Annotated in this window: 22 protein-coding genes; 14 read left to right on the forward strand and 8 right to left on the reverse strand. The window is 69.1% G+C overall.

All coding sequences use genetic code 11. The features are described from left to right. Positions 1-13: 13 nt before the first annotated feature. The 5 genes from AB0K11_RS17925 to pdxT all read left to right on the forward strand — a co-directional run bounded on the left by AB0K11_RS17925 (position 14) and on the right by pdxT (position 4,634). Positions 14-1,201 (forward strand): glycosyltransferase family 4 protein, encoded by a 1,188-nt coding sequence (locus tag AB0K11_RS17925; RefSeq protein WP_364979377.1) that lies wholly within the window; start codon positions 14-16, stop codon positions 1,199-1,201. Beyond that, the gene (locus AB0K11_RS17930) at positions 1,198-2,226 is read left to right on the forward strand and encodes an NUDIX domain-containing protein (RefSeq protein ID WP_364979379.1); all 1,029 of its coding nucleotides are present in this window, start codon (positions 1,198-1,200) and stop codon (positions 2,224-2,226) included. The genes AB0K11_RS17925 and AB0K11_RS17930 overlap by 4 nt, the downstream gene beginning before the upstream one ends. Positions 2,227-2,292: 66 nt before the next feature. Further along, entirely contained in the window at positions 2,293-3,210 is a 918-nt protein-coding gene (pdxS, locus tag AB0K11_RS17935) for a pyridoxal 5'-phosphate synthase lyase subunit PdxS (protein WP_364979382.1), read from the forward strand. A gap of 3 nt (positions 3,211-3,213) precedes the next feature. Further along, the gene (gene tesB, locus AB0K11_RS17940) at positions 3,214-4,056 is read left to right on the forward strand and encodes an acyl-CoA thioesterase II (RefSeq protein ID WP_364979385.1); all 843 of its coding nucleotides are present in this window, start codon (positions 3,214-3,216) and stop codon (positions 4,054-4,056) included. After that, positions 4,053-4,634 (forward strand): pyridoxal 5'-phosphate synthase glutaminase subunit PdxT, encoded by a 582-nt coding sequence (gene pdxT / locus AB0K11_RS17945; RefSeq protein ID WP_364979388.1) that lies wholly within the window; start codon positions 4,053-4,055, stop codon positions 4,632-4,634. Before tesB ends, pdxT begins: the two co-directional genes overlap by 4 nt. A gap of 58 nt (positions 4,635-4,692) precedes the next feature. Here the strand turns inward: pdxT and AB0K11_RS17950 are convergent, their stop codons facing one another. Further along, positions 4,693-6,294 (reverse strand): hypothetical protein, encoded by a 1,602-nt coding sequence (locus AB0K11_RS17950; RefSeq protein ID WP_364980444.1) that lies wholly within the window; start codon positions 6,292-6,294, stop codon positions 4,693-4,695. Between the two features lie 151 nt (positions 6,295-6,445). Further along, the gene (locus AB0K11_RS17955; protein ID WP_364979390.1) at positions 6,446-7,657 is read right to left on the reverse strand and encodes an acyl-CoA dehydrogenase family protein; all 1,212 of its coding nucleotides are present in this window, start codon (positions 7,655-7,657) and stop codon (positions 6,446-6,448) included. A 72-nt stretch (positions 7,658-7,729) separates the two neighbouring features. On the opposite strand from AB0K11_RS17955, the gene AB0K11_RS17960 reads away from it, so the two are divergent. After that, on the forward strand, positions 7,730-8,164 hold the full coding sequence (locus tag AB0K11_RS17960; RefSeq protein ID WP_364979393.1) for a hypothetical protein: 435 nt from the start codon (positions 7,730-7,732) through the stop codon (positions 8,162-8,164). A 112-nt stretch (positions 8,165-8,276) separates the two neighbouring features. Then, positions 8,277-9,029, forward strand: a complete 753-nt coding sequence (locus AB0K11_RS17965; protein WP_264014244.1) for a YebC/PmpR family DNA-binding transcriptional regulator — start codon at positions 8,277-8,279, stop codon at positions 9,027-9,029. On the opposite strand, the gene AB0K11_RS17970 is transcribed toward AB0K11_RS17965, so the two are convergent. Next, positions 9,030-9,431 carry a nuclear transport factor 2 family protein gene (locus AB0K11_RS17970; protein WP_364979397.1) on the reverse strand — a complete coding sequence of 134 codons (402 nt, stop codon included), beginning with the start codon at positions 9,429-9,431 and terminating at the stop codon, positions 9,030-9,032. Between the two features lie 44 nt (positions 9,432-9,475). Beyond that, positions 9,476-10,708 (reverse strand): mechanosensitive ion channel domain-containing protein, encoded by a 1,233-nt coding sequence (locus AB0K11_RS17975; RefSeq protein ID WP_364979400.1) that lies wholly within the window; start codon positions 10,706-10,708, stop codon positions 9,476-9,478. A gap of 136 nt (positions 10,709-10,844) precedes the next feature. On the opposite strand from AB0K11_RS17975, the gene AB0K11_RS17980 reads away from it, so the two are divergent. The 4 genes from AB0K11_RS17980 to ruvB all read left to right on the forward strand — a co-directional run bounded on the left by AB0K11_RS17980 (position 10,845) and on the right by ruvB (position 13,523). Continuing rightward, on the forward strand, positions 10,845-11,168 hold the full coding sequence (locus AB0K11_RS17980; protein WP_364979403.1) for a hypothetical protein: 324 nt from the start codon (positions 10,845-10,847) through the stop codon (positions 11,166-11,168). Positions 11,169-11,257: 89 nt separating this feature from the next. Beyond that, the gene (gene ruvC / locus AB0K11_RS17985; RefSeq protein ID WP_364979411.1) at positions 11,258-11,851 is read left to right on the forward strand and encodes a crossover junction endodeoxyribonuclease RuvC; all 594 of its coding nucleotides are present in this window, start codon (positions 11,258-11,260) and stop codon (positions 11,849-11,851) included. Next, a complete protein-coding gene (gene ruvA / locus AB0K11_RS17990) occupies positions 11,848-12,438 on the forward strand; it encodes a Holliday junction branch migration protein RuvA (protein WP_364979415.1) in 591 nt (196 codons plus the stop codon). The genes ruvC and ruvA overlap by 4 nt, the downstream gene beginning before the upstream one ends. Positions 12,439-12,440: 2 nt before the next feature. Then, positions 12,441-13,523 (forward strand): Holliday junction branch migration DNA helicase RuvB, encoded by a 1,083-nt coding sequence (ruvB, locus tag AB0K11_RS17995; protein WP_364979418.1) that lies wholly within the window; start codon positions 12,441-12,443, stop codon positions 13,521-13,523. Between the two features lie 34 nt (positions 13,524-13,557). On the opposite strand, the gene AB0K11_RS18000 is transcribed toward ruvB, so the two are convergent. Together AB0K11_RS18000 and car are read right to left on the reverse strand one after the other, a co-directional pair. After that, a complete protein-coding gene (locus AB0K11_RS18000; protein WP_364979421.1) occupies positions 13,558-14,646 on the reverse strand; it encodes a GGDEF domain-containing protein in 1,089 nt (362 codons plus the stop codon). Between the two features lie 128 nt (positions 14,647-14,774). Continuing rightward, positions 14,775-18,308, reverse strand: coding sequence for a carboxylic acid reductase (car, locus tag AB0K11_RS18005; RefSeq protein ID WP_364979424.1), 3,534 nt, complete (start codon positions 18,306-18,308; stop codon positions 14,775-14,777). A gap of 268 nt (positions 18,309-18,576) precedes the next feature. Between car and AB0K11_RS18010 the strand changes: the two genes are divergently transcribed. After that, entirely contained in the window at positions 18,577-19,344 is a 768-nt protein-coding gene (locus AB0K11_RS18010) for a hypothetical protein (protein ID WP_364979427.1), read from the forward strand. Between the two features lie 189 nt (positions 19,345-19,533). Further along, entirely contained in the window at positions 19,534-19,905 is a 372-nt protein-coding gene (locus tag AB0K11_RS18015) for a hypothetical protein (RefSeq protein ID WP_364979430.1), read from the forward strand. Positions 19,906-19,912: 7 nt separating this feature from the next. On the opposite strand, the gene AB0K11_RS18020 is transcribed toward AB0K11_RS18015, so the two are convergent. Continuing rightward, complete coding sequence (locus AB0K11_RS18020) at positions 19,913-21,346, reverse strand: gamma-aminobutyraldehyde dehydrogenase (protein WP_364979433.1); 1,434 nt, start codon at positions 21,344-21,346, stop codon at positions 19,913-19,915. 10 nt (positions 21,347-21,356) lie between these two features. Next, entirely contained in the window at positions 21,357-22,697 is a 1,341-nt protein-coding gene (gene gabT, locus AB0K11_RS18025) for a 4-aminobutyrate--2-oxoglutarate transaminase (protein ID WP_364979436.1), read from the reverse strand. A 431-nt stretch (positions 22,698-23,128) separates the two neighbouring features. Between gabT and yajC the strand changes: the two genes are divergently transcribed. Beyond that, entirely contained in the window at positions 23,129-23,515 is a 387-nt protein-coding gene (gene yajC / locus AB0K11_RS18030) for a preprotein translocase subunit YajC (protein ID WP_364979440.1), read from the forward strand. Positions 23,516-23,539 lie beyond the last annotated feature (24 nt).

Genomic DNA, 23,539 nt, shown 5'->3' on the forward strand with positions numbered 1-23,539 from the left:
ACAGGGTGCGCTGATGAGAATCGGCATGGTGTGCCCGTATTCGTTCGACGTGCCGGGCGGGGTGCAGTCGCACGTGCTCCAACTGGCCGAGGTGATGCGCGCCGGCGGCCACACGGTCGGCGTGCTGGCGCCGTCGTCGCCGCACGTGGAACTGCCCGACTACGTGGTGTCCGGCGGCAAGGCGGTGCCGATCCCGTACAACGGTTCGGTGGCGCGGCTGCGCTTCGGCCCCGCCACCCACCGCAAGGTCAAGAAGTGGTTGCAGCAGGGCGAATTCGACGTGCTGCACCTGCACGAGCCCAACGCCCCGAGCCTGTCGATGCTGGCGCTGCAGGCGGCCGAGGGGCCGATCGTCGCGACGTTCCACACCTCGACCACGAAATCGCTGACGCTGTCGGTGTTCCAGGGCCTGCTGCGGCCGTACCACGAGAAGATCGTCGGCCGCATTGCCGTGTCGGATCTCGCGCGGCGCTGGCAGATGGAGGCGCTCGGGTCCGACGCGGTCGAGATCCCCAACGGCGTCGACGTGGCGTCGTTCGCAGAGGCGCCGCTGCTGGACGGCTACCCCAGGCCGGGGCGGTCGGTGCTGTTCCTCGGCCGCTTCGACGAACCCCGTAAGGGGATGGCGCTGCTGCTGCGGGCGTTGCCCGCGCTGGTCGAGCGCTTCCCCGACATCGAGATCCTGGTCGTCGGGCGCGGCGACGAGGACGAGTTGCGGGAAGACGCCAAGGATCTCGCCGGGCACCTGCGGTTCCTCGGGCAGGTCGACGACGCGACCAAGGCGTCGGCGATGCGCAGCGCCGACGTGTACTGCGCGCCCAACACCGGCGGGGAGAGCTTCGGCATCGTGCTGGTGGAGGCGATGGCCGCGGGCACGGCGGTGGTCGCCAGCGACCTCGATGCGTTCCGCCGGGTGCTGCTCGACGGGGCGGCCGGGCGGCTGGTGACGGTCGACGACGCGGACGCGCTGGCGGCCGGGCTGGTCGAGGTGCTCGACGACGACGCCGTCCGGCGCCGTTACATCGATGCCGCCTCCGACGCCGTCCGCCGCTACGACTGGTCGGTGGTGGCGCGGCAGATCCTGCGGGTCTACGAGACGGTGGCCGGGTCGGGGCGCAAGGTGCGAGTGGCGGGCGAGGGGGAATCGCCCCGGGCCGCGAGTGCGGCGGCCAGGAGCAGGGCAGCCGGTGAAGCGACGTGACCGGATGGCTCGTGATCGTCCTCGTCGCGATACTCCTGGTGACGCTGCTGCTGGTCGGCGGCTGGGCGTTCCAGACCGCCAACCGGCTGAACCGACTGCACGTCCGTTACGACCTGAGCTGGCAGGCGCTGGACGCGGCGCTGGCTCGCCGGGCGGTGGTGGCCCGCGCGGTGGCTGTGGACGCCTATGCCGGCGCACCGCAGGGCAAGCGGCTGGCTGCGCTGGCCGACGCCGCCGAGCGGGCGCCGCGGTCGGCTCGGGAGGCCTCAGAGAACGACCTGTCCTCGGCGCTGACGATGGTCGACCCGGCGGCCGTTCCGGTGCCATTGCTCGCTGAACTGGCCGATGCCGAGGCGCGGGTGCTGCTGGCGCGGCGGTTCCACAACGACGCGGTGCGCGACACCCTGGCGCTGCGGGAGCGTTTCGCGGTGCGCCTGCTGCGGCTCGGCGGCACGGCGGCGCTGCCGACGTACTTCGAGATCGCCGAACGCGCGGAGGTGTCGGCCGACGACGCCGGTCCGGTCAGCCGTCGCACGTCGGCGCGCGTGGTGCTGCTCGACGATTCGGGCGCGGTGCTGCTGTTCTGCGGCTCCGACCCGGCGTCGGTCGACGCCGACCCGCCACGGTGGTGGTTCACGATCGGGGGCGCGGTGGCTCCCGGTGAGGAGCTGCCCGACACCGCGGTGCGCGAAGTGTTCGAGGAGACGGGCCTGCGCATCGACCGGTCGCAGTTGATCGGGCCGGTGTGGCATCGGGAGGCGACCATCGACTTCAACGGTTCGGTGATGCGCAGCGTGGAGTTGTTCTTCGTGTACCGGACCCGGCGGTTCGAGGTGTCGGCGGTCCACCGCACGGACCTCGAGCGCCGCTACATTCACGGCCACCGCTGGTGCGATGCGACAATGATCGGAGAACTGGTGGCCGCCGGCGAGGCGGTGTATCCCCGGCAGCTCGCTGAGCTGCTGGCGGAGGCGAACGAACTGGCGGACGGGTCCGTCCACCGCGAGTTGCTGTCGATCCGCTGAACTGCGGATCTAATCGATTTGGCAGCTCGTTTAGACTGGATCAGTAGCGCTTCGGAGGAGATAGTAGTGGAAACCGCATCGAACGGGTCGACCAACGGGTCCGCGCAGACGGGTACCGCCCGGGTCAAACGCGGCATGGCCGAGATGCTCAAGGGCGGCGTCATCATGGACGTGGTCACCCCCGAGCAGGCACGCATCGCCGAGGCCGCAGGCGCGGTGGCGGTGATGGCGCTCGAGCGGGTGCCCGCAGACATCCGGGCCCAGGGCGGCGTCTCGCGGATGAGCGACCCCGACATGATCGAGGGCATCATCGACGCCGTCACCATCCCGGTGATGGCCAAGGCCCGCATCGGCCACTTCGTCGAGGCGCAGATCCTGCAGAGCCTCGGCGTCGACTACATCGACGAGTCCGAGGTGCTGACCCCGGCGGACTACACCAACCACATCGACAAGTGGAAGTTCACCGTGCCGTTCGTGTGCGGCGCCACCAACCTCGGCGAGGCGCTGCGGCGGCTGACCGAGGGCGCGGCGATGATCCGCTCCAAGGGTGAGGCCGGTACCGGCGACGTGTCCAACGCCACCACCCACATGCGCAAGATCGGCGGCGAGATCCGCCGGCTGACGTCGCTGTCGGAGGACGAGCTGTTCGTAGCGGCCAAGGAGCTGCAGGCGCCCTACGAACTGGTCGCCGAGGTGGCGCGGGCGGGCAAGCTGCCCGTCACGCTGTTCACCGCGGGCGGCATCGCGACGCCGGCGGACGCGGCGATGATGATGCAGCTCGGTGCCGAGGGCGTGTTCGTCGGCTCGGGCATCTTCAAGTCGGGCAATCCCGCCGAGCGCGCGGCCGCGATCGTCAAGGCCACCACTTTCTACGACGACCCCGACGTGCTGGCGAAGGTGTCGCGCGGGCTGGGCGAGGCCATGGTCGGCATCAACGTCGAGGACATCGCGCAGCCGCACCGGCTGGCCGAACGCGGCTGGTAAGCCTTGATCGAACAGATCCTCGACCTGGAGCAGCTCGAGGTCAACATCTACCGCGGCGGTGTGTTCAGTCCCGAATCCGGTTTCCTGCAGCGCACTTTCGGTGGGCATGTGGCCGGCCAGTCGCTGGTGTCCGCGGTGCGGACCGTCGACCCGCTGTTCCAGGTGCACTCGCTGCACGGGTATTTCCTGCGGCCCGGTGACGCCAAGGCGCCGTCGGTGTACATCGTCGAGCGGCTCCGCGACGGCGGCTCGTTCTGCACCCGGCGGGTCAGCGCGATCCAGCACGGCGAGACGATCTTCTCGATGTCGGCGTCGTTCCAGGCCGACCAGAGCGGCATCGAACACCAGGACGTGATGCCCAGCGCGCCACCGCCCGACGACCTGCCCAGCTTCCGTTCCGGTGGGGCGTTCGACGACGCCGGATTCGCCCAGTTCGCCGAGTGGGACGTCCGCATCGTGCCGCGCGAGCAGGTACACCGGTTGCCCGGCAAGGCTTCTCAGCAGCAGGTGTGGTTCCGTCACACCGACCCGCTGCCCGACGATCCGGTGCTGCACATCTGCGCCCTGGCCTACCTGAGCGATCTCACGCTGCTCGGCTCGGCGCAGGTGAACCATCCCGACGAGCGCAAGCATCTGATGATCGCCTCGCTGGATCACGCGATGTGGTTCATGCGGCCGTTCCGCGCCGACGAGTGGCTGCTCTATGACCAGTCGTCGCCGTCGGCGTGCGGTGGTCGTGCGCTGACGCAGGGCAAGCTCTTCAATCGCTACGGCGAGATGGTCGCGGCGGTGATGCAGGAGGGGTTGACCCGCTTCAAGCGCGACTATTCGCCGGCGGGGGAGTGAGCCCCCGGATCGGGGTGCTCGCACTGCAGGGCGACACCCGCGAGCATCTGGCGGCGCTGCAGGAGGCAGGCGCCGACGCGGTGACAGTGCGGCGGCGCGGTGAACTCGAGGCGGTCGACGCGCTGGTGATCCCCGGCGGGGAATCGACCACGATGAGCCTGCTGCTGCGTGAGCTCGACCTGCTCGACCCGCTGCGCGCCCGCCTCGCCGACGGCATGCCGGCCTACGGGTCGTGCGCGGGGATGATCCTGCTGGCCACCGAGATCCTCGACGCGGGCGCGGCGGGCAGGCAGGCCGACCCGCTCAAGGCGATCGACATCACGGTGCGGCGCAACGCCTTCGGCCGTCAGGTCGACTCGTTCGAGGGGGACATCGACTTCACCGGCCTCGACGGTTCGGTGCACGCGGTGTTCATCCGGGCACCGTGGGTGGAACGGGTCGGGCCCGACGTCGAGGTCCTGGCCACGGCCGCGGGCCATCCGGTGGCGGTGCGGCAGGGCCCGGTGCTGGCGACGGCGTTCCATCCGGAGATCACCGGCGACCGCCGCGTGCACAAGCTCTTCGTCGACTCCCTCTAGATCTGGCGATTTCGGCGCGCTCACGATCGCTGACCGATCGAAAGCGCGCCGAAATCACTCAGGAGGCGGGTAGGACGTGGTCGGCGACCTTGTCGGTGGACAGGCACAGCGAGCAGACGAACGCGTCGTGCGTCGCGCACTTCATCATGTCCGGCCGCTCGAAATCGTGATAACAGACATGGCATTTGAGGTGCTCGCCGGACGGGTTGCCCCGCTCGTCGTACATCGGCAGGTCGATGCCGTCGTCGGTGCGCCGCAGGTAGTACTTGCCCTTGGTCGCGACGGCGAGGATCGGCGGCAGCACCAGTCCGAGCACCATGGCGACCAGCGGTGAGTACGGCCGGATCGCCTCGCCGAGCACTCCGAAGAACGTCAGCAGCGACACCCCCGCGGCGACGAACAGCGACACGAAGCCGACCGGGTTGACCGCGTAGAGCATGCCGCGGCGGAACTCGGGTTGCAGCGGCGAGATCTTCAGCAGGTACTTGTTGAACACGATGTCCGACGCCACCACGACGACCCAGGCGATACCGCAGTTGGCGTAGAAACCCAGGATCGAGTTCAGGAACGCGAACATGTTGGCTTCCATCAGGATCAGCGCGATCACCAGGTTGAACGCGAGGAACACCAGCCGGCCCGGGTAGTGCTTGGTGACCCGGGTGAACGAATTGGTCCACGCCAGCGACCCGGAGTAGGCGTTGGTGACGTTGATCTTCACCTGGCTGATCACCACGAGGATCACCGCGAGGGTCATCGCCAGCCATGGCGGCAGGAAGTTCCGGTATATCTCCAGGAACTGGTGCACCGGCTCGTTGGCGTTCGCCACGGCGCCGTCGAAGACGTTGGCGATCAGGTACACCGCCAGGAACAGGCCGACGACCTGCTTGATGGCGCCGAAGATCACCCAGCCGGGTCCGGCGAGGAACATCCAGGTCCACCAGCTGCGGCTGTTCTCCGGCGTGCGGGGAGGCATGAACCGCAGGTAGTCGATCTGCTCGGCGATCTGGACGATCAGCGACAGACACACGCCCGCCGCCAGCAGCGTCATGCCGAGGTCGAAGCCGCCGGTTCCGCTCTCACCCTGGTAGGCGAAGAAGTCGCCGACCGATTCCGGATGACTGACCACCAGGTAGACGAACGGCGCGACCATGAGTACCAGCCACAGCGGGGTGGTCCAGACCTGAAGCGTGGACAGCACTTTCATGCCGTAGATCACCAGCGGGAAGATGATGATGGTGGACAGCGCGTAGCCGGCCCACAGCGGGATGCCGAGACCGAGTTCGAGACCCTGGGCCATGATCGAGCCCTCGAGGGCGAAGAAGATGAACGTGAACGTCGCGAAGATGACGTTGGTGACCACCGAGCCGTAGTAGCCGAATCCGCTGCCGCGGGTGATCAGGTCGAGGTCGATGTTGTAACGCGCCGCGTAGTACGCCACCGGGAATCCGGTCACCATCACGACGACCGCGAAGATCAGGATTCCCCAGAGCGCATTGGTGGTTCCGTAGGCGATGCCGATGTTGGCGCCGATCGCGAAGTCCGCAAGATAGGCGATGCCGCCGAGGGCCGAGATGCCCACCACCCGGGTGGACCACTTGCGGTAGCTGCGCGGCGCGAAGCGCAGCGTGTAGTCCTCCAGCGTCTCCTTGGTGGCGGTCATGGTGTCGAGGTCGGCCTCGACCGCCTCGTTGCGCCGCACCTCGTCGCTGAGCTCTTGAGTCATTCGGCAAAATTAGGGCGACTTTGTTTCGGGTCTGTGACGGCGATGTTCCGTCTGCAGCAATCCGTGTCGCCGGTGTCGCCGGCCCAGGTCAGCGGATCGGCAGACCGGTGACCGCTCGCCCGATCACCAGCCGCTGGATCTCGCTGGTGCCCTCGAAGATGGTGAAGATCTTGGCGTCGCGGTGCATGCGCTCCACCGGGTAGTCGCGGGTGTAGCCGTTGCCGCCGAGGATCTGGATCGCCTCGTCGGTGACGTAGACCGCGGTCTCGCTGGCGACCAGCTTGGCCATCGACCCTTCGGCGTTGTCGAACGTCTTGCCGTTGCGGGCCATCCAGCCGGCGCGGTAGACCAACAGGCGCGCCGCGTCGATGCGGGCCTTCATGTCGGCGAGCTTGAAGGCGATCGCCTGGAACTCACCGATCTTGCGGCCGAACTGTTCCCGCTGCCTGGCGTAGTCGAGTGCGTACTCGTAGGCGGCCTGTGCCACCCCGACGGCCATCGCGCCGACGGTGGGCCGGGTGCGTTCGAACGTGGCCATCGCCGCCTGGCCCTTGGAGCTCTTGCCCTCGCGCGCCCTGGCGATGCGCTCGTCGAACTTCTCCTTGCCGCCGACGATGAGCCGGCCCGGGATGCGGACGTCGTCGAGCACCACCTCGGCGGTGTGCGACGCCCGGATGCCGTGCTTGAGGAACTTCTGGCCCTGCGTGAAACCCGGTGTGTCCGGCGGGATGATGAACGTCGCCTGGCCGCGGGTGCCCAAATCCGGGTGCACCGAGGCCACGACGATGTGGACGTTGGCGATGCCGCCGTTGGTGGCCCACGTCTTGGTTCCGTTGAGCACCCACTCGTCGGTGGCCTCGTCGTAGCGGGCCTTGGTCAGGATGGCGCCGACGTCGGAGCCGGCGCCGGGCTCCGACGAGCAGAACGAGGCGACCTTCGGGTCGTCGACGGTGCCGAACATCTGCGGCAGCCACTCGCCGAGCTGCTCGGGCGTGCCGTTGGCCGCCAGTGACGCGGCGGCCAGCCCGGTGCCCAGGATCGACAGCGCGATGCCGGCGTCGCCCCAGAACATCTCCTCGAACACCACGAGCAGGCCGAGGCCGGTGGGTTCGCCCGCCTGCTCGGCGAACAACTCCATCGAGTACAGCCCGACCTTGGCGGCCTCCTGGATGATCGGCCAGGGCGTTTCCTCGCGCTCGTCCCACTCTGCGGCGGCCGGGCGGATGACGTCGGCGGCGAAATCGTGGACCCAGTCCCGGACGTGGATGAGGTCGGGGGACAGTTCTAGGGAGAACGACATGGGCCGATCTTACTCCGGAGTAAGTTCACCGCAGTAGTGCTGTGGCGCATGTAACAGAGGTGAGGTGGGCCGATGACGTTGGTCGAGGTGGAACCCCAGCCGAGGATCGACACCGTGGTGCGGATGCCCGGCGGCGGCGAGGCACGCCGCACCGAATACACCGGAACGGCCTGGTTCGACGGTAAGCCGTACGTCTCGGGACCGGCGATGCAACGCTCCCGCAGTGCGCCGCGCGGACTGCGCAACGCGACCTTCGAGGCAGGCTTCTTCCTGCCCGACAGCCTTGCCTACGAACGCGCGGCGCTCGGCGACGCGACGCTGACGCTGTCGATGACACTGCAGGCGACCGGCGACACCGGTGCGGTGATCAACACCTCGGCGACCTTCGTCGACGACCCGTCCGGGGCGCCGACGTGGATCCACGTCTGGCTGCAGGCGCACATCGGCTGGCCGGCCGGTGTCGGCTACCGCGTCGTCGCGCTGACCCCGCTCGAGGCGGTCCGCTGAGGCTGCGCGGCCCGCGTCGCGCGTTGCCCACTCACGGCCGGCATCGCGGCACGTAGAATCGTCGGGTTGCCACCGATCGAGCAGAGCACCGACCAGAGCGAGGTAGTCCCCGATGAGCGGCCATTCCAAGTGGGCCACCACGAAGCACAAGAAGGCGATCATCGATGCCCGGCGTGGCAAGAACTTCGCCAAGCTGATCAAGAACGTGGAGGTGGCCGCGCGCGTCGGCGGTGGCGATCCGGCCGGTAACCCGACGCTCTACGACGCCATTCAGAAGGCGAAGAAGAACTCGGTGCCCAACGACAACATCGAGCGCGCGCGCAAGCGCGGCGCAGGTGAAGAGGCCGGCGGCGCCGACTGGCAGACCATCACCTATGAGGGCTACGGCCCCAACGGGGTCGCGGTGCTCGTCGAGTGCCTCACCGACAACCGCAACCGGGCCGCGGGCGAGGTGCGCGTCGCGATGACCCGCAACGGCGGCAACATGGCCGACCCCGGTTCGGTGTCCTACCTGTTCTCCCGCAAGGGCGTCATCACGCTGGAGAAGAACGGCCTGGCCGAGGACGACGTGCTCGCCGCGGTGCTCGACGCCGGCGCCGAGGATGTCACGGATCTGGGCGACAGCTTCGAGATCCTCTCCGAGCCGACCGATCTCGTCGCGGTCCGCTCCGCCCTTCAGGAAGCCGGTATCGACTACGACTCCGCCGAGGCGGGATTCCAGCCGTCGGTGACGGTGCCGCTGGACGCCGAGGGCGCGCGCAAGATCATGAAGCTCGTCGACGCGCTCGAGGACAGCGACGACGTGCAGGACGTCTACACCAACGCCGACATCCCCGACGAGATCCTCGCCCAGATCGAGGAGTAGTTAGAACGTCAGCTGCACCTGGTAGTCGCGGTGGGTGAACACCCACTCGCCGGCATCGCGGCGCAGTTCGTCGATGTACTCGCCGACCAGTCGCATCGCTTGGCCATCGCGGAACTGCATGATCTCGAGATTGCTCGACCGCGCCCGGGCCCGGTCGCCGTCGATCTCGATGGCCGCGACCTGGACGAAGAACGCCATCTTCTCGACGGCGCCGAACACCTCGCTCCAGTGGGTGCGCAGCTCATCGATGCCCTGGCACTCACCGCCGGCGCCGGTTCGACGGCCGTCCTCGGCCCAGCACCCCAAATAGGCCTCGAGGTCCTGCCGGACCACGGCGTCGCTGTAGAGCTCGAGCCGCTCGCGCACGGATTGCCGGTCGGCGGCCGGGCCGGTGAATGCCATGAGCGCATGGTAGATCGGTGCCCACGCGCACGAGGGCGAGTGCGTCAGGCGCGTCCGTTCGGCGTGACCAGCTCGTCCGCGTAGTCGACAGTGTCGTCGAACGCCCGGCCGCGCTCCTCGGCCTCCGGGCTCCCGGTGAACAGGCCGGCCGCCACGCGGGCGGTCTCGGTGTCCCGGCCGCGGCGAGCCGGCCGTTCGGCCTCGGCAGGCGCCGGTTTGATGCGCTGGGCGGGCACCACGGCGTGCGGGGTGCGCTGCACCCACGAGACCATTCCCTCGCGCACCGCGCACCGCAGGTCGAACAGGGCCCCGGCGTTGGGGGCGCTGACCATCATGCGCACCCGCACCACCCCGCCGACGGCGTCGGTCACCTGCAGCACGCCGCGGCGGCCGTCCCACTGGTCGCTGGCGGCCAGCAGGCGGTCCAGTTCGGCGCGCATCTCGTCGAACGGGACGGAGAAGTCGACGTCGAACTCGACGGTGCCCATGATCTCGGTGGCGTTGCGCGTCCAGTTCTCGAACGGGGTGGTGGTGAAGTAGGTGCACGGCAGCACAAGCCGGCGCTCGTCGAACAGTCGCACCACGACATAGGTCAGCGTGATCTCCTCGATGCGGCCCCACCACTGGCCCTGTTCGAGTTCCACCACGTCGCCCACCCGGATCGCGCCGGAGAAGGCGATCTGCATGCCGGCGAACACCGCGCCCAGCGACGTCTGCGCGGCCAGGCCCGCGACCACCGACAGCACACCGGCGGAGGCGAACAGTGTGGTCCCGATGTCGGAGAACGACGGGAACGTCATCAGGATCGCCGCCATGCCGAGAATGACGACGACGGCGATGGCGAGCCTGCGCAACACCGTCACCTGGGTGCGGATCCGGCGCCACACGCGGTCGGCGTCGGTCACCTCGTCCTCCGCGCCGCCGCCGTAGCGGGCGATCATCCGGCGTTCGACGACCATCACCAGGCTGGTCAACAGCCAGGTGACGGTGGCGATGTTCACGATCAGCATCGTGTGGTCGACCCAGCCGCGCCACGGGTCGGCGTCGTCGGAGGTGCGTTGCACGGCGACTGACGCCGCGAAGACGATCAGCGTCGCCCGCAGCGGCCTGCGGGTGAGCGTCGCGACGTCGCAGAGCACTGCACTGCGGCGGCCGATCCGCCGCACCCCCCAGGTGAGGACGATTCCCACCAGGTACGCGGCGACCACGGCCCCACAGGCCCAGGCCAGGGTGACGGCGAGATTGGTGGCGGACTCGAATTCGTTCTCGTCTGGCATCGGGGTGAAATCAGCTCCACGGATCGAGGTCAGGTCCCCCGCGACGGTAGCGGCGGTTGCCCGCGACGTCACATCGCGCAACGGGCGGCTGCCCGGATATCACCCGGAATTCGCTCACTGGCAGCACAATTGCCGCGTGGCGGTAGTCGTGACGGATCCGAACGGTGTCCAGTGGAACCTCAAGCGCAAATGGTGGCCGTTCGGCGACATCGGCGACTGGGCCGACATCGACTTCTTCGGCTGGTTCGCACTGCTGATCGCCGCACCCTTCCTGCTGGTGTGGCCGTTCTGGCTGGCGACGAAATTCCTCGGCCTGCAGCGGTGGCGGATCATCATCGAGCGGGCCCACGCCCAGGTCGGCGACGAATTGGTGCGCGGCTGGTCGGCCTCGGGTCGCAGGCTGAACGACCTGGCCCTGGAGATCGGCCAGGGCAGCCGGTCCGGGCACTTCACGCTCTGACCCGGACGCCGCGATGCCCGCGTGTCGCCACCCGGCCCGGCAGCGCGGGCGCGCTAGGGTGTCGAACAGCTGTTCGGGAAGGGGCTGGCGTGCGCGTGATGGGAGTCGACCCCGGGTTGACCCGTTGTGGGCTGTCGGTGATCGAGAGCGGCAAGGGCCGCCAGGTGGTCGCGCTCGACGTCGACGTGGTCCGCACCGCCGCCGACGAGCCGCTGGCGCGCCGGCTGATGGCGATCAGCGACGCCGTCGAGCACTGGATGGACACCCACCGGCCCGATGTCATCGCGATCGAGCGGGTGTTCGCCCACCAGAACGCGTCCACCGCGATGGGCACGGCGCAGGCCGGCGGCGTGATCGCGCTTGCCGCGGCCCGGCGTGACATCGACGTGCACTTCCACACTCCCAGTGAGGTCAAGGCCGCCGTCACCGGCAACGGCCGGGCCGACAAGGCGCAGGTCACCGAGATGGTCACCAGAATCCTTGCGTTACAAGCGAAGCCAACGCCGGCGGACGCCGCCGACGCCCTGGCACTGGCGATCTGTCACTGCTGGCGCGCGCCGATGATCGCGCGGATGGCCGCCGCCGAGGCGCTGGCGGCCGAACAGCAGCGCCGATACCGGGCCACGCTCAAGGCGAAGACGAAGAAGGGTTCGTCCCCGGCGCCGTCGCGGAGCACGACGTGATCGCGTCGGTGCGCGGCGAGGTGATCGACATCGCGCTCGACCATGTGGTCGTCGAGGCCGCGGGCGTCGGCTACAAGGTGATGGCCACCCCGTCGACGCTGTCCACACTGCGGCGCGGCGCCGAGACCCGCCTCATCACGGCGATGATCGTGCGCGAGGACTCCATGACGCTGTACGGCTTCGCCGACTCCGAGGCCCGCGACCTGTTCCTCACCCTGCTCGGCGTGTCGGGTGTCGGTCCGAAGATCGCGCTCGCGACCCTCGCGGTGCACGATGCGCAGGCGCTGCGCCAGGCGCTGGCCGACGGCGACGTCACCGCGCTCACCCGCGTGCCGGGCATCGGTAAGCGCGGCGCCGAGCGGTTGGTGCTCGAACTGCGCGACAAGATCGGACCGGTCAGCCCGGCCGCGGGCGGTTCGGCGGTCGGCGGTCACGCGGTCCGGGCACCGGTCGTGGAGGCCCTCGTCGGCCTCGGCTTCGCCGCCAAGCAGGCCGAGGAGGCCACCGACAAGGTGCTCGCCGACGATCCGGGCGCGAGCACGGCGGCCGCCCTGCGCGCCGCGCTGTCGATGCTGGGTAAGAAGTAGCGATGGGCCGCTTCGCGAACAGCCCGGAGGACTCCGATTCCGCCGAGGCACCCGACGAGCGCGAGGTCTCCGCGGCGCTGACCGTCGGCGAGGGCGACGTCGACGCCAGCCTGCGGCCGCGCTCGCTGCGCGAGTTCATCGGCCAGCCCCGGGTGCGCGAACAGCTGCAACTGGTGCTCGAGGGCGCCAAGAATCGGGGCGGCACACCGGATCACATCCTGCTGTCCGGCCCGCCGGGGCTGGGCAAGACGTCGCTGGCGATGATCATCGCCGCCGAACTGGGATCGTCGCTGCGGCTGACGTCGGGTCCTGCGCTGGAGCGTGCCGGCGATCTCGCAGCGATGCTGTCCAACCTCGTCGAGGGTGACGTGCTGTTCATCGACGAGATCCACCGCATCGCCCGGCCGGCCGAGGAGATGCTGTACCTGGCGATGGAGGACTTCCGCGTCGACGTGGTCGTCGGCAAGGGTCCCGGCGCAACGTCGATTCCGCTCGAGGTGGCACCGTTCACCCTCGTCGGCGCCACCACCCGGTCGGGCGCGCTGACCGGCCCGCTGCGCGACCGGTTCGGGTTCACCGCGCACATGGACTTCTACGAACCGGCCGAACTCGAACGCGTGCTGGCCCGGTCGGCCGGCATCCTCGGCATCACCCTGGGCGGCGATGCGGGCGCCGAGATCGCGCGGCGCTCGCGCGGCACGCCGCGGATCGCCAACCGGCTGCTGCGCCGGGTCCGCGACTACGCCGAGGTGCGGGCCGACGGCGTGATCACCCGCGACATCGCCAAGGCCGCGCTCGCGGTCTACGACGTCGACGAACTAGGCCTCGACCGGCTGGACCGGGCGGTGCTGTCGGCGTTGACCCGCAGCTTCGGCGGCGGACCGGTCGGAGTGTCGACGCTGGCGGTCGCAGTGGGGGAGGAGGCCACCACCGTCGAGGAGGTGTGCGAGCCGTTCCTGGTGCGGGCCGGCATGGTGGCGCGCACCCCGCGCGGCCGGGTGGCCACCGCGCAGGCCTGGACCCACCTCGGCATGTCACCGCCGAGTCGGGCCACCGCACTGGGTCAGCCCGACCTGTTCGAGTAGCAGAAGCACGAGATAGGCGGCGGCGCAGGCGATCTCAGGTGCGGAAGACGGCCGCCCCGCTGTGCCGGATCCGGTTGCCGCCCGCCCGTTTCGCCTCGTACATGGCAGCGTCGGCGGAGTCGACGAGATGGCCGACCATGCGCCGGGTGGTGTCGCCGTCGATGCTGAGCAAGGTCACGCTGGCAACGCCGAGGCTCGCGGTGACGCCCCACGGGTTGGCCGCGACCGCCCGGCGCAGTCGCTCGGCGGTCACCTGGGCCTCGCTCGCGGGCGTCGTCTCGGCCACGAGGAACTCCTCGCCGCCGACGCGGGCGACCACCGACCCGGCGGGACTGGCCCGCCGCAGGCTGTCACCGACGGCGATCAATATCCGGTCGCCGATCGCGTGGCCCTGGGTGTCGTTGACCTTCTTGAACCCATCCAGGTCGAGCATCACTACGGTGAAGCACGGCGGCGGATCCCCGGTCGAGGCGGCGATGAGTTCCCGCGCGCCCCGGTTGAAACCGCGCCGGTTCCGCAGTCCGGTCAACGGGTCGGTGTTCGCGTTCAGTGCGTCGGCGCTGAGCAGGTGGACGAGCACCTGACCCGAGAACGGCACGGCGAGCACGCCGACGAAGACCACCAGCAGCTTGGCCGCCGCCATGGCCACGTCACCGGCTGCGGCGATCTCCCAGGCGGCGAACAGTGCCGTGCCCGCGGCCGTGAACAGCGTCAGCGTCAGGTACCGCACGGAATGGAAGAACGCGACGTATCCGGCCAGGGCGGCGAACGCCATCGAACCCAGCAGCGCCGTCTCGGGATTGACCTCCATCAGGCAGGACGCGGCGATGCACCCGTTGGACAGGACCGCGAACGTGGCGGACTGCTGATGCGTCGGCCACCGGGTGAACCACATCGTCGCCATCGCGGCACAGCACACCGCCACGAGCACCGCCACGGCGCGGCCGACGGGGGAGTGCGGGCCGGACGGACTCCACAGCATCAGCACCGGCACCGCGCCGAGCGCGGCCACGATGGTGCCCATCATGAACCGGGTGAAGCGCTGCAATTGACGCGCGCCGAGATATTCGGAGAGCCAGTGGAAGTTGTCGGGTTGCCCCCACCACTGGCGGATCCGTCCCACTACTCGCGCCCCCGTACGGTTCGCCGCGCAACTGCCCTCGCGTCGGCGTTGGTACGGGATGTTACCTATTCAACGACCGGTTTGCTGAACATCAGCAATGTGTCAGCATCCGGCATCTGCCGGTGACGTCACAACAATCCGAGCAGCTGCAGATCGGTGGCGTACTTGACGATGACCGACGGCGTGACATGCGGAATGTCCTTGTCGGCCCCGATTTTGGCCTCCTGCACCGCCGTGCGGAATCGATCCGTCGGTGCGAGCGAGCCACGCATCGGCTTCTCCGGCTGCTGATAGTTGTGCAGCAGCGGCAGGAGCGAATACTGACGTTGTTGCTGTGGCAGCCCGCGCATGGCCGTTTCAAACCGGTCGAGCCAGGCGCGGTAGTCGTCGATGCGGCTGATCGGGTAGCCGGCCTCGACCAGCCAGTCGACGAACTCGTCGAGCCCGAGGCCGTCGTCGTAGGGGTTCATCACGTGGTAGGTCTCGAAGCCCGCCCCGCGCTCGGCCACCGCCTGGGCGCCGAGGGTGTCGATGGCCTCGGCGATGAATTCGACCGGCAGGCCGTCGTAATGGGCGCGGCTGCGCCCGCCGTCGGCGTCGCGTTCGTAGAACGACGCCGGCGCGATGCCGGTCGCCACCAGACTCAGGATGGTGCGGGTGAACATGTCGGGGAGGTTGAGCTGCCCGGCGTAGGTGGTGTCGGCCAGGATCATGTCGCAGCGGAACACCGCGACCGGCAGGCCGCACAGGTCGTGCGCCTCCCGGAGCAGCACCTCGCCTGCCCACTTGCTGTTGCCGTAGCCGTTGGCATAGCTGTCGTCGATCCGGCGCACCGGGCTGATGACGCGGATGTCGCCGTCCTCGGTGAAGTTGCCGGGTTCGATGCCTGCGCCGACACCGATGGTGGACACGTAGGTGAACGGCTTGAGCCTGGCGGTGAGCGCGAGACGGATCAGTTCGGCGGTGCCCACCACGTTGGGCCCGAACAGCTGGCTGTACGGCAACACGTGGTTGACCAGGGCGGCGGGATCGACGATCAGATCCACGGTGTCGGCGAGTCGGCGCCAGGTCTGTTCGGACAGGCCGAGATTCGCCTCGCCCTTGTCACCGGCGATCACCTCGAGGTGATCGGCGGCGAGGTGGCGGTAGTGCCGCAGCAGCTCGGGATCGCCGCTGTCGAACGTCTGATCCAGGCGCTGCCGTGCGGCGTCGTCGTCCTTGGCGCGCACCAGGCAGATCACAGTGCCGCCGACGAGTGACATCCGCTCGAGCCAGTCCAGCGCCAGGTAGCGGCCGAGGAATCCGGTCGCACCCGTGAGCAGGACTGTGCGCACCTCGCCGCGGGGTGCGGGCAGGGACGCGGCGTCGGCGAGCGTACGGGCGTCGATGAATTGGTCGAGGGTGAGGTCGCGGGCATGCGCCTCGGCCGTGTCGGGGCCGTGTACCGCGGCGAAGCTGGGCCGCCTGGTGCCCGAGGTGCGCTCCGCTTCGATGTAGCCGGCCAGCGCCTGCAGGTCGTTGGCCGGGCTGACGATGACGCCGACCGGCACGTCGATGCCGTAGATCTCGTTGAGCAGGTTGGCGAAGGTGAGCGCGGACAGCGAGTCGCCGCCGAGGTCGGTGAAGTGCGAGTCGGGCCGCACGTCGGATGCCGCCGCGCCGAGCAGAGCGCCCGCCGCCCGGCCGATGGTCTCCAGAGCCGGCCGGCCGGCACCGTCGCGGCGCAGCGCACGCAACTCGTCGGCCTGTCCTTCTGCGAGGTCGACGTAGAGCTGCTCGAGCCGTTCGCCGTAGTGCTGCTTCAACTTCGGGCGGGCCAGCTTGCGGATGCCGGTGAGCAGCCCGTTCTCCAGGGTGAACGGCTGCGGTTCGACGATGAAGTCCCTGGGGATCTCGTAGGACTGCAGCCCGGCCGCCTTCGCGGCGTCCTGGAGGGCGGTGGTGAGCAGCGCCTTGAGCTCGGCCGGCTCGTGCTCGGCGAGCACGTCCTCGGTCGGCACGACGACGGCGAGCAGGTAGGACCGCGCGCTGTTGCCGTAGATGTAGATCTGGCGCACCGGTGCGCTGGTCGCGAACACCGACTCCACCTTGGCGATCGTCACGAATTCGCCCTGCGAGAGCTTGAGCACGTTGTTGCGGCGGTCGACGTACTGCAACCGGTCGGGTCCGAGCTCGGCGACGATGTCGCCGGTGCGGTAATAGCCCTCGGTGTCGAACATCTCGGCGGACAGCTCGGGCCGACGGTAGTAGCCGGGGAACAGCTGCTCCGACTTGACCAGCAGCTCGCCGCGCGGATGCGGCCGGTCGGTGTGGAAGTACCCGAGATCGGGGACGTCGACGAGCTTGTAGTCGATCACCGGTGGCCGACGGACCACGCCGTCGACGAACACGGCGCCGGCTTCGGTCGAGCCGTAGCCGTCGACGAGGTGCATGTCGAGCAACCGTTCCACCCAGGTCTTCATGTCGGCGGACAGCGGCGCCGAACCCGTCATGGCCCCGACGAAGCGCCCGCCCAACAGGTTCCGGCGCGTCTCGGCCAGCACCTCGTCCTCGGCGGTGGACCGGTCGGCGCCGTCCGCGGTGCGCCGGTCGACCTCGCTGGTGACCTCCTGGAAGATCATGTCCCAGATCCGCGGGACGAAGCTGAGCTGCGTCGGCCGGCTCAGCGCGAGGTCCTCCAACAGGGTGGACAGGTCGCTCCTGGCGGCGAAATAGACGGTGCCGCCTGCGGCGAGCGTGCCGACGAGGATGCCACGGCCCATCACATGGCTCATGGGCATGAAGCTCAGCGTGATCGACGGGACCACGGGGTTCTGCTCGTGAAAGCCGTTGTTGTTGGCGGCCTTCCACATGTCGGCGACCTTGCGCTCGGGGTACATCGCACCCTTGGGGGCGCCGGTGCTGCCCGAGGTGTAGATGAGCAGGCTCAGCGGGTCGGCGTCGGCCGCGGGCGCCGTCGTCGCGGTCGGCGATCCGGCGCCCCGGGCGAGCTCGTGGACGAGCGTCTCGACAGGCACATCCCGATCGCCGTCGGCCAGCCTGCGCTGAGCGGCCTCGAAGGCCTGGCGCTGTGCGGTCACCTCGGGCCGGTAGTCGAAGACCACCAGGCGGGCGGGCTGGTGTCCGGTGAGGACCAGCTCGACGGCGTCGTCGAGCATGTCGATGCCTGCGGCGATCAGGGTGGGTTCGGTCTCGGCGACGATCGGCCGCAGCTGCTCGACCGGGGCGCTAGTCTGCAGCGGCACCGATACCGCGCCGAGCAGCATGGTGGCGGTGTCGACGACGGTGTAGTCGACGCTGGTGAAGCCGAGGATGGCGACGCGGTCACCGGAGTGAACGGGGTTGTCCTGCCAGACCGCGGCCAGGTTCTGCACGCGCGCCCAGAGGTCGCCGTAGGTGACGGTGTCGAACGACGGCAGCAGCTCGGCGATGGTGTCGCCTGTGGACGGGTCCTCGACGAGGCGCACTGTGCGCTGGGCGAGTGCGGGCCGGTCGGCGTAGCCGGTCATCACCGTTTCGATGACCTCGGGCAGCCGGAGGCCGGGCGCCGCGGCTGCGGCGCTGACGTCCGCGAGCGGGGTGGTGGCGGCGAATTGCGGGTCGGTGGCGGTCAATTGGGCGATACGACGAGCGAGCCGCTCGTCGGGGGTCTCAGTGGACATGCGCGATCTCCAGTGCAATCGGTGCAGATTGTGACGCGACGCTGCGCCTGATCAGAACTACGTTAGTAAAACTAAGGTTATTCCCAGATCAGCTGTACATAGGCTGTCAATGTATTGTGATGTCGCTCTCGTGGGTCGTCGGATCGCGCACCCGGTCGCGGCGTCGCGCCAGCGGCCGAAACCGGCGTAACAACAGGTGGCGCGGGTCGCGCGGCGGCGTTACAGCAGGGCACCGGACGGGTACTCCCGCCTCAACAAAGGAGGCACCATGAAGGACTACGACAGCACGGACACCCCGGCGCGCGTTCGGGGAGGACGGATGCGCATTCCGCGCAGCCGAGGTGCGACCAGTGGATTCCTGTTGATCCTGCTCGGTCTCTGGGGTGCGCTCGTCCCCTTCATCGGCCCCTATTTCGACTTCGCCTTCACCCCGGACCAGGTCTGGGCGTGGACGACGGCCCGCGGGTGGCTCGAAGTCCTGCCCGGCGTGGTGACCGTGGTCGGCGGCTTCCTGATGTTGACCTCACGCAATCGCGCGACGGCGATGCTCGGTGGCTGGCTGAGCGTGGCGGCCGGCGCATGGTTCGTCGTCGGGCGCGCACTGGCCGGTCCGCTCGGCCTCGGCAACGCCGGCGCGCCGGTGGCCACCAACGACACCAAGCGGGTCTGGCTGGAACTGACCTACTTCTACGGCCTCGGTGCACTCATCGTGTTCCTCGGCGCGCTCGCGATCGGCCGGTTGTCCGTCCGCAGCGCGCGTGACATCGCCTATGCGCAGCGGCCGGTCGATGCGCCGCTCACCACCAACACGGGTTCACAGCCCGTCGTCGACCAGCACGGCACGCACGAGCCGATGGTCGGGCAAGGCCCCGTCGGCCAGCAACCGATCGGCCAGCAGCCGATCGGGCAGCAGCCCGTCGGCCAGCCGACCGGTTACGGGCCGACCGGTCAGCCCGTGGAAGCCGCCCCGCGGCGTCGCGGTCTGCTCAGCCGGCTCCGCAACCGGGGTAGTGGGAACACGCTGGCTCACCGCTGAACCGCTGTGCAGTCACGGCCGCCGAGCATTGCGCTCGGCGGCCGTTCTGTGATACTTCCCACACCAGCAGACCGAACGAAGGTTGGAACTTTGTGTTCCACAACACCTTTGATGGTGGTTAGCCCGACGAAGTGGTTACCTGACGGTGGTGACGTACCGCAGTGCCGTCCCGAGAACAGGAGGCTTTCGATGACCACGCCACTTCGTCTGCACGGTCTCTCCGAGCAGGTGCACCGGGCGCTGTCCGAACGCCTGAACCCGTCGGCGGCACAGCAGAGCCATGACGAGATCGCCGAGATCGCACTGGGCCGGTGGTCCTGCGTGCTGTTCAGTGCCCTCGGGTTGCCGAGCCGCGACTGGGTGCAGGTCGCCTGCTGGGCCGACGAGGCCGACGAGTTCGCTCTCGAGGCGCTCGGCTCCTACATCGACGTGATGGTCGCGGCGCGCTGCGCGGGGCCGGCCGACGATCTGCTGTCCGACCTGATCGCCGCCGAGGTCGACGGCGACGGGTTCACCGCCGACGAACTGCGCGCCATCGTCGTCGCGCTACTGACCACCTAGTCGCGCGTCAGCCGGTGTAGACCATCACGTGCTTGATGCGCGTGTAGTCCTCCAGGCCGTACATCGACAGATCCTTGCCGTGGCCCGATGACTTGAACCCGCCGTGCGGCATCTCGGCGACGAGCGGGATGTGGGTGTTGATCCACACGCAGCCGAAGTCCAGCGCGTTCGACATGCGGATCGCACGGGACACGTCCCTGGTCCACACCGACGACGCCAGCCCGTACTCCACGCCGTTGGCCCAGCCGAGCGCCTCGTCCTCGTCGGAGAAGCTCTGCACCGTGATGACGGGGCCGAAGATCTCGTTCTGGATCATCCGGTCGTCCTGCAGCAGGCCACCCACCACGGTCGGTTCCACGTAGAAACCCTTGTCGCCCTGCCGGTTTCCGCCGGCGGCCACCTTCGCGTGGCCGGGCACGTCCTCGAAGAAGCTCAGCACGCGCTGCATCTGGTTGACGTTGTTCACCGGCGGCACCCAGGCGTCCTCGTCGTCGGCGGCCCTGCCGAACGTCGTCGTCGCCGCCTTCGCCTGCTCGGCGAGTGCCTCGGTCAGGTCGCCGGCGATCGAGGCGGGCGCGAGCACGCGGGTGGCCGCGGTGCAGTCCTGGCCGGCGTTGAAATAGCCGGCGGTCGCGATGCCCTCGGCCGCGGCCGCGATGTCGGCGTCGTCGAACACGATCACCGGCGCCTTGCCGCCGAGTTCGAGGTGGGTGCGCTTGAGGTTGCCGCCGGCACTGACCGCCACGGCCCGGCCGGCCGCCACCGACCCGGTGATCGCGACCATCTCCGGCGTCGGGTGGGAGACGAGGTTGGCGCCGGTGACGCGGTCGCCGGTGACGACGTTGAGCACACCGGGCGGCAGGTGCCTGGCCGCGAGTTCGGCCAGCATCACGGTGGTGACCGGCGTGGTGTCGCTCGGCTTGATCACCACGGTGTTGCCCGCCGCGATCGCCGGGCAGATCTTCCAGATCGCCATCATCATCGGGTAGTTCCACGGCGCGACCTGGCCGATCACGCCGATCGGCTCCCGGCGGATCCACGACGTGTGATCGGCCATGTACTCGCCGGCCGACCTGCCCTCGAGGACGCGCGCGGCGCCGGCGAAGAACCGGATCTGGTCGACCATCGGCGGGATCTCCTCGGCCGCCGTCACATGGTCGGGTTTGCCGGTGTTGCGGCCCTCGGCCCTGATCAGATCGGCGGCGGCCTTCTCCACCTCGTCGGCCAGGCCGAGCAGCGCCTTCTGCCGGTCGGAGGGAGTGGACTTCTTCCACGTCTTGAAGGCCGTCGACGCCGCCGCGTAGGCGTTGTCGATGTCCTGCTCGTTGGACACCGGGGCGGAGCCGTACTCCTCGCCGGTGGACGGGTCGACGAGCGGCATCGTGGCGCCGGACACCGAGTCGACGAGTTCGCCGTTGATGAAGTTCTGCACCGTGGTCATAGGGGCTCCTTTACAGGTCGGCGAGGATGAGGGCGAGCACGTCGAGTCCCTCGACGAGCAGGTCGTCGGAGATGGCGAGCGGCGGCAGGAACCGCAGCACGTTGCCGTAGGTGCCACAGGTCAGCACGATGACCCCGGCGGCGTGGGCGGCGGCGGCGAGTTTCTTCGCGAGCTCGGCGTCCGGTTCGGTGGTGCCGGGCTTGACGAGCTCCACGGCGATCATGGCGCCGCGGCCGCGCACGTCGCCGATGCGTTCGTCCTCGGCCTGTAGCCGGTGCAGCCGGTCCTTCATCAGCGTCTCGATCTCGCGGGCGCGCGCGACCAGCCCGTCGGACTCGATGGTCTCGATGGTGGCCAGGGCGGCGGCGCAGGCCAGCGGGTTGCCGCCGTAGGTGCCGCCCAGCCCGGAGACGTGCGGTGCGTCCATGATCTCGGCGCGGCCGGTGACCGCCGACAGCGGCAGGCCGTCGGCGATGCCCTTGGCCGTGACGATGAGGTCGGGCGCGATGCCTTCGTGCTCGCAGGCGAACATCGCCCCGGTGCGCGCGAAGCCGGTCTGCACCTCGTCGGCGATGAACACGACCCCGTTGTGGCGGCACCAGTCGAGCAGGGTGGGCAGGAAACCCTCGGCGGGCACGATGAAGCCGCCCTCGCCCTGGATCGGTTCGATGATCACCGCGGCCAGGTTCGGTGCGCCGACCTGCTTGTCGATCACGTCGATGGCGCGCCGGGCGGCCAGCTCGCCGTCGGTGGCCAGCTCCTTGCCGAACTCCGCGTCGCGGAACGGGTAGGACAGCGGCGCGCGGTAGACCTCGGGGGCGAACGGGCCGAAGCCCTGCTTGTAGGGCATCACCTTCGCGGTCAGCGCCATCGTCAGGTTGGTGCGGCCGTGGTAGGCGTGGTCGAACGACACCACGGCCGACCTGCCGGTGTAGACCCGGGCGATCTTGATCGCGTTCTCGACGGCCTCCGAGCCCGAGTTGAACAGTGCCGAGCGCTTGTCCTCGTCGCCCGGGGTGAGCCGGTTGAGCGCCTCGGCGACCGCGATGTAGCCCTCGTAGGGCGTGACCATGAAGCAGGTGTGGGTGAACTCGGCCACCTGCGTGCGCACCGCGTCGACCACCCGTGGCGACGCGTTCCCGATGGTGGTGACGGCGATGCCCGAGCCCAGGTCGATGAACCGGTTGCCGTCGACGTCCTCGAGGATTCCGCCGCCGGCCCGCGCCGCGTACACCGGCATGGTGGTGCCCACGCCGCGCGACACGGCTGCTGCCTTGCGGTCGATGAGCGCCTGCGACTTCGGACCGGGAACTGTGGTGACGAGGTGGCGGCTCTGCTCGAGATTGGTCACGGCACGACTCCTGCGATCACGGGGCGTTTCTGAAGGCACGGCGAGGGGGTTCGGCTTCGGCACCGAGCCTAGTCGGCGACGGGCCCGACGCGACTGGAAACGGCGCCCGCCGACCCAACGCGCTAGGGAATTCGTATCAGAATGGGCGAAAAATTGCGATATCGGTGGTGAACGCCGGCATTGTGTGACGGAATAGCCGAACGCCGGGAACCGAGCCAGACCGGACGGTGTGGCCCCGGCGTCGTCCTGCGCAGGATCGGTCCGATCGCTTCCATCTCAGGGGGCGCAGGCCGTCGCCGTGCTGAAGCGAAGGCACGGGGCAGTCTGCTGCCAGCTGCCGGAATGGCACACTGGACAACTACGAGGCATCGCGACCTGACTGAACCGGGGCGCCGTCGCCGCACAAGCCGACACGAAAGACTGTTGCCGTTATGGACCTGGTCGTTTTCCTGCCCCTGCTCATCATCCTGGGCGCATTCATGTTCTTCGCCTCGCGCCGCCAGAAGAAGGCGATGCAGGCCACCATCGATCTGCACGAGTCGCTGCAGATCGGCGACCGGATCCACACCACGTCCGGCCTGCAGGGCACCGTCACCGGCATCACCGACGACAACATCGACCTCGAGATCGCCCCCGGCGTGGTCACCACCTGGATGAAGCTGGCCGTGCGGGACCGCATCACCTCCGACGCCGAGGACTACGACGACGACGATGACATCGACGCGCCCACCGAGCTCACCTCGTCGGCCACCGAGGTGACCGAGAGCGCTCCCGTCGTCGACTCCACCGCCGATTCGGACCGGCTGAAGAAAGACTGACAGCAGAGCACTCAGCCCGAGCAC

The organism is Mycobacterium sp. NPDC050551, assembly GCF_040674075.1.
GTDB lineage: Bacteria > Actinomycetota > Actinomycetes > Mycobacteriales > Mycobacteriaceae > Mycobacterium.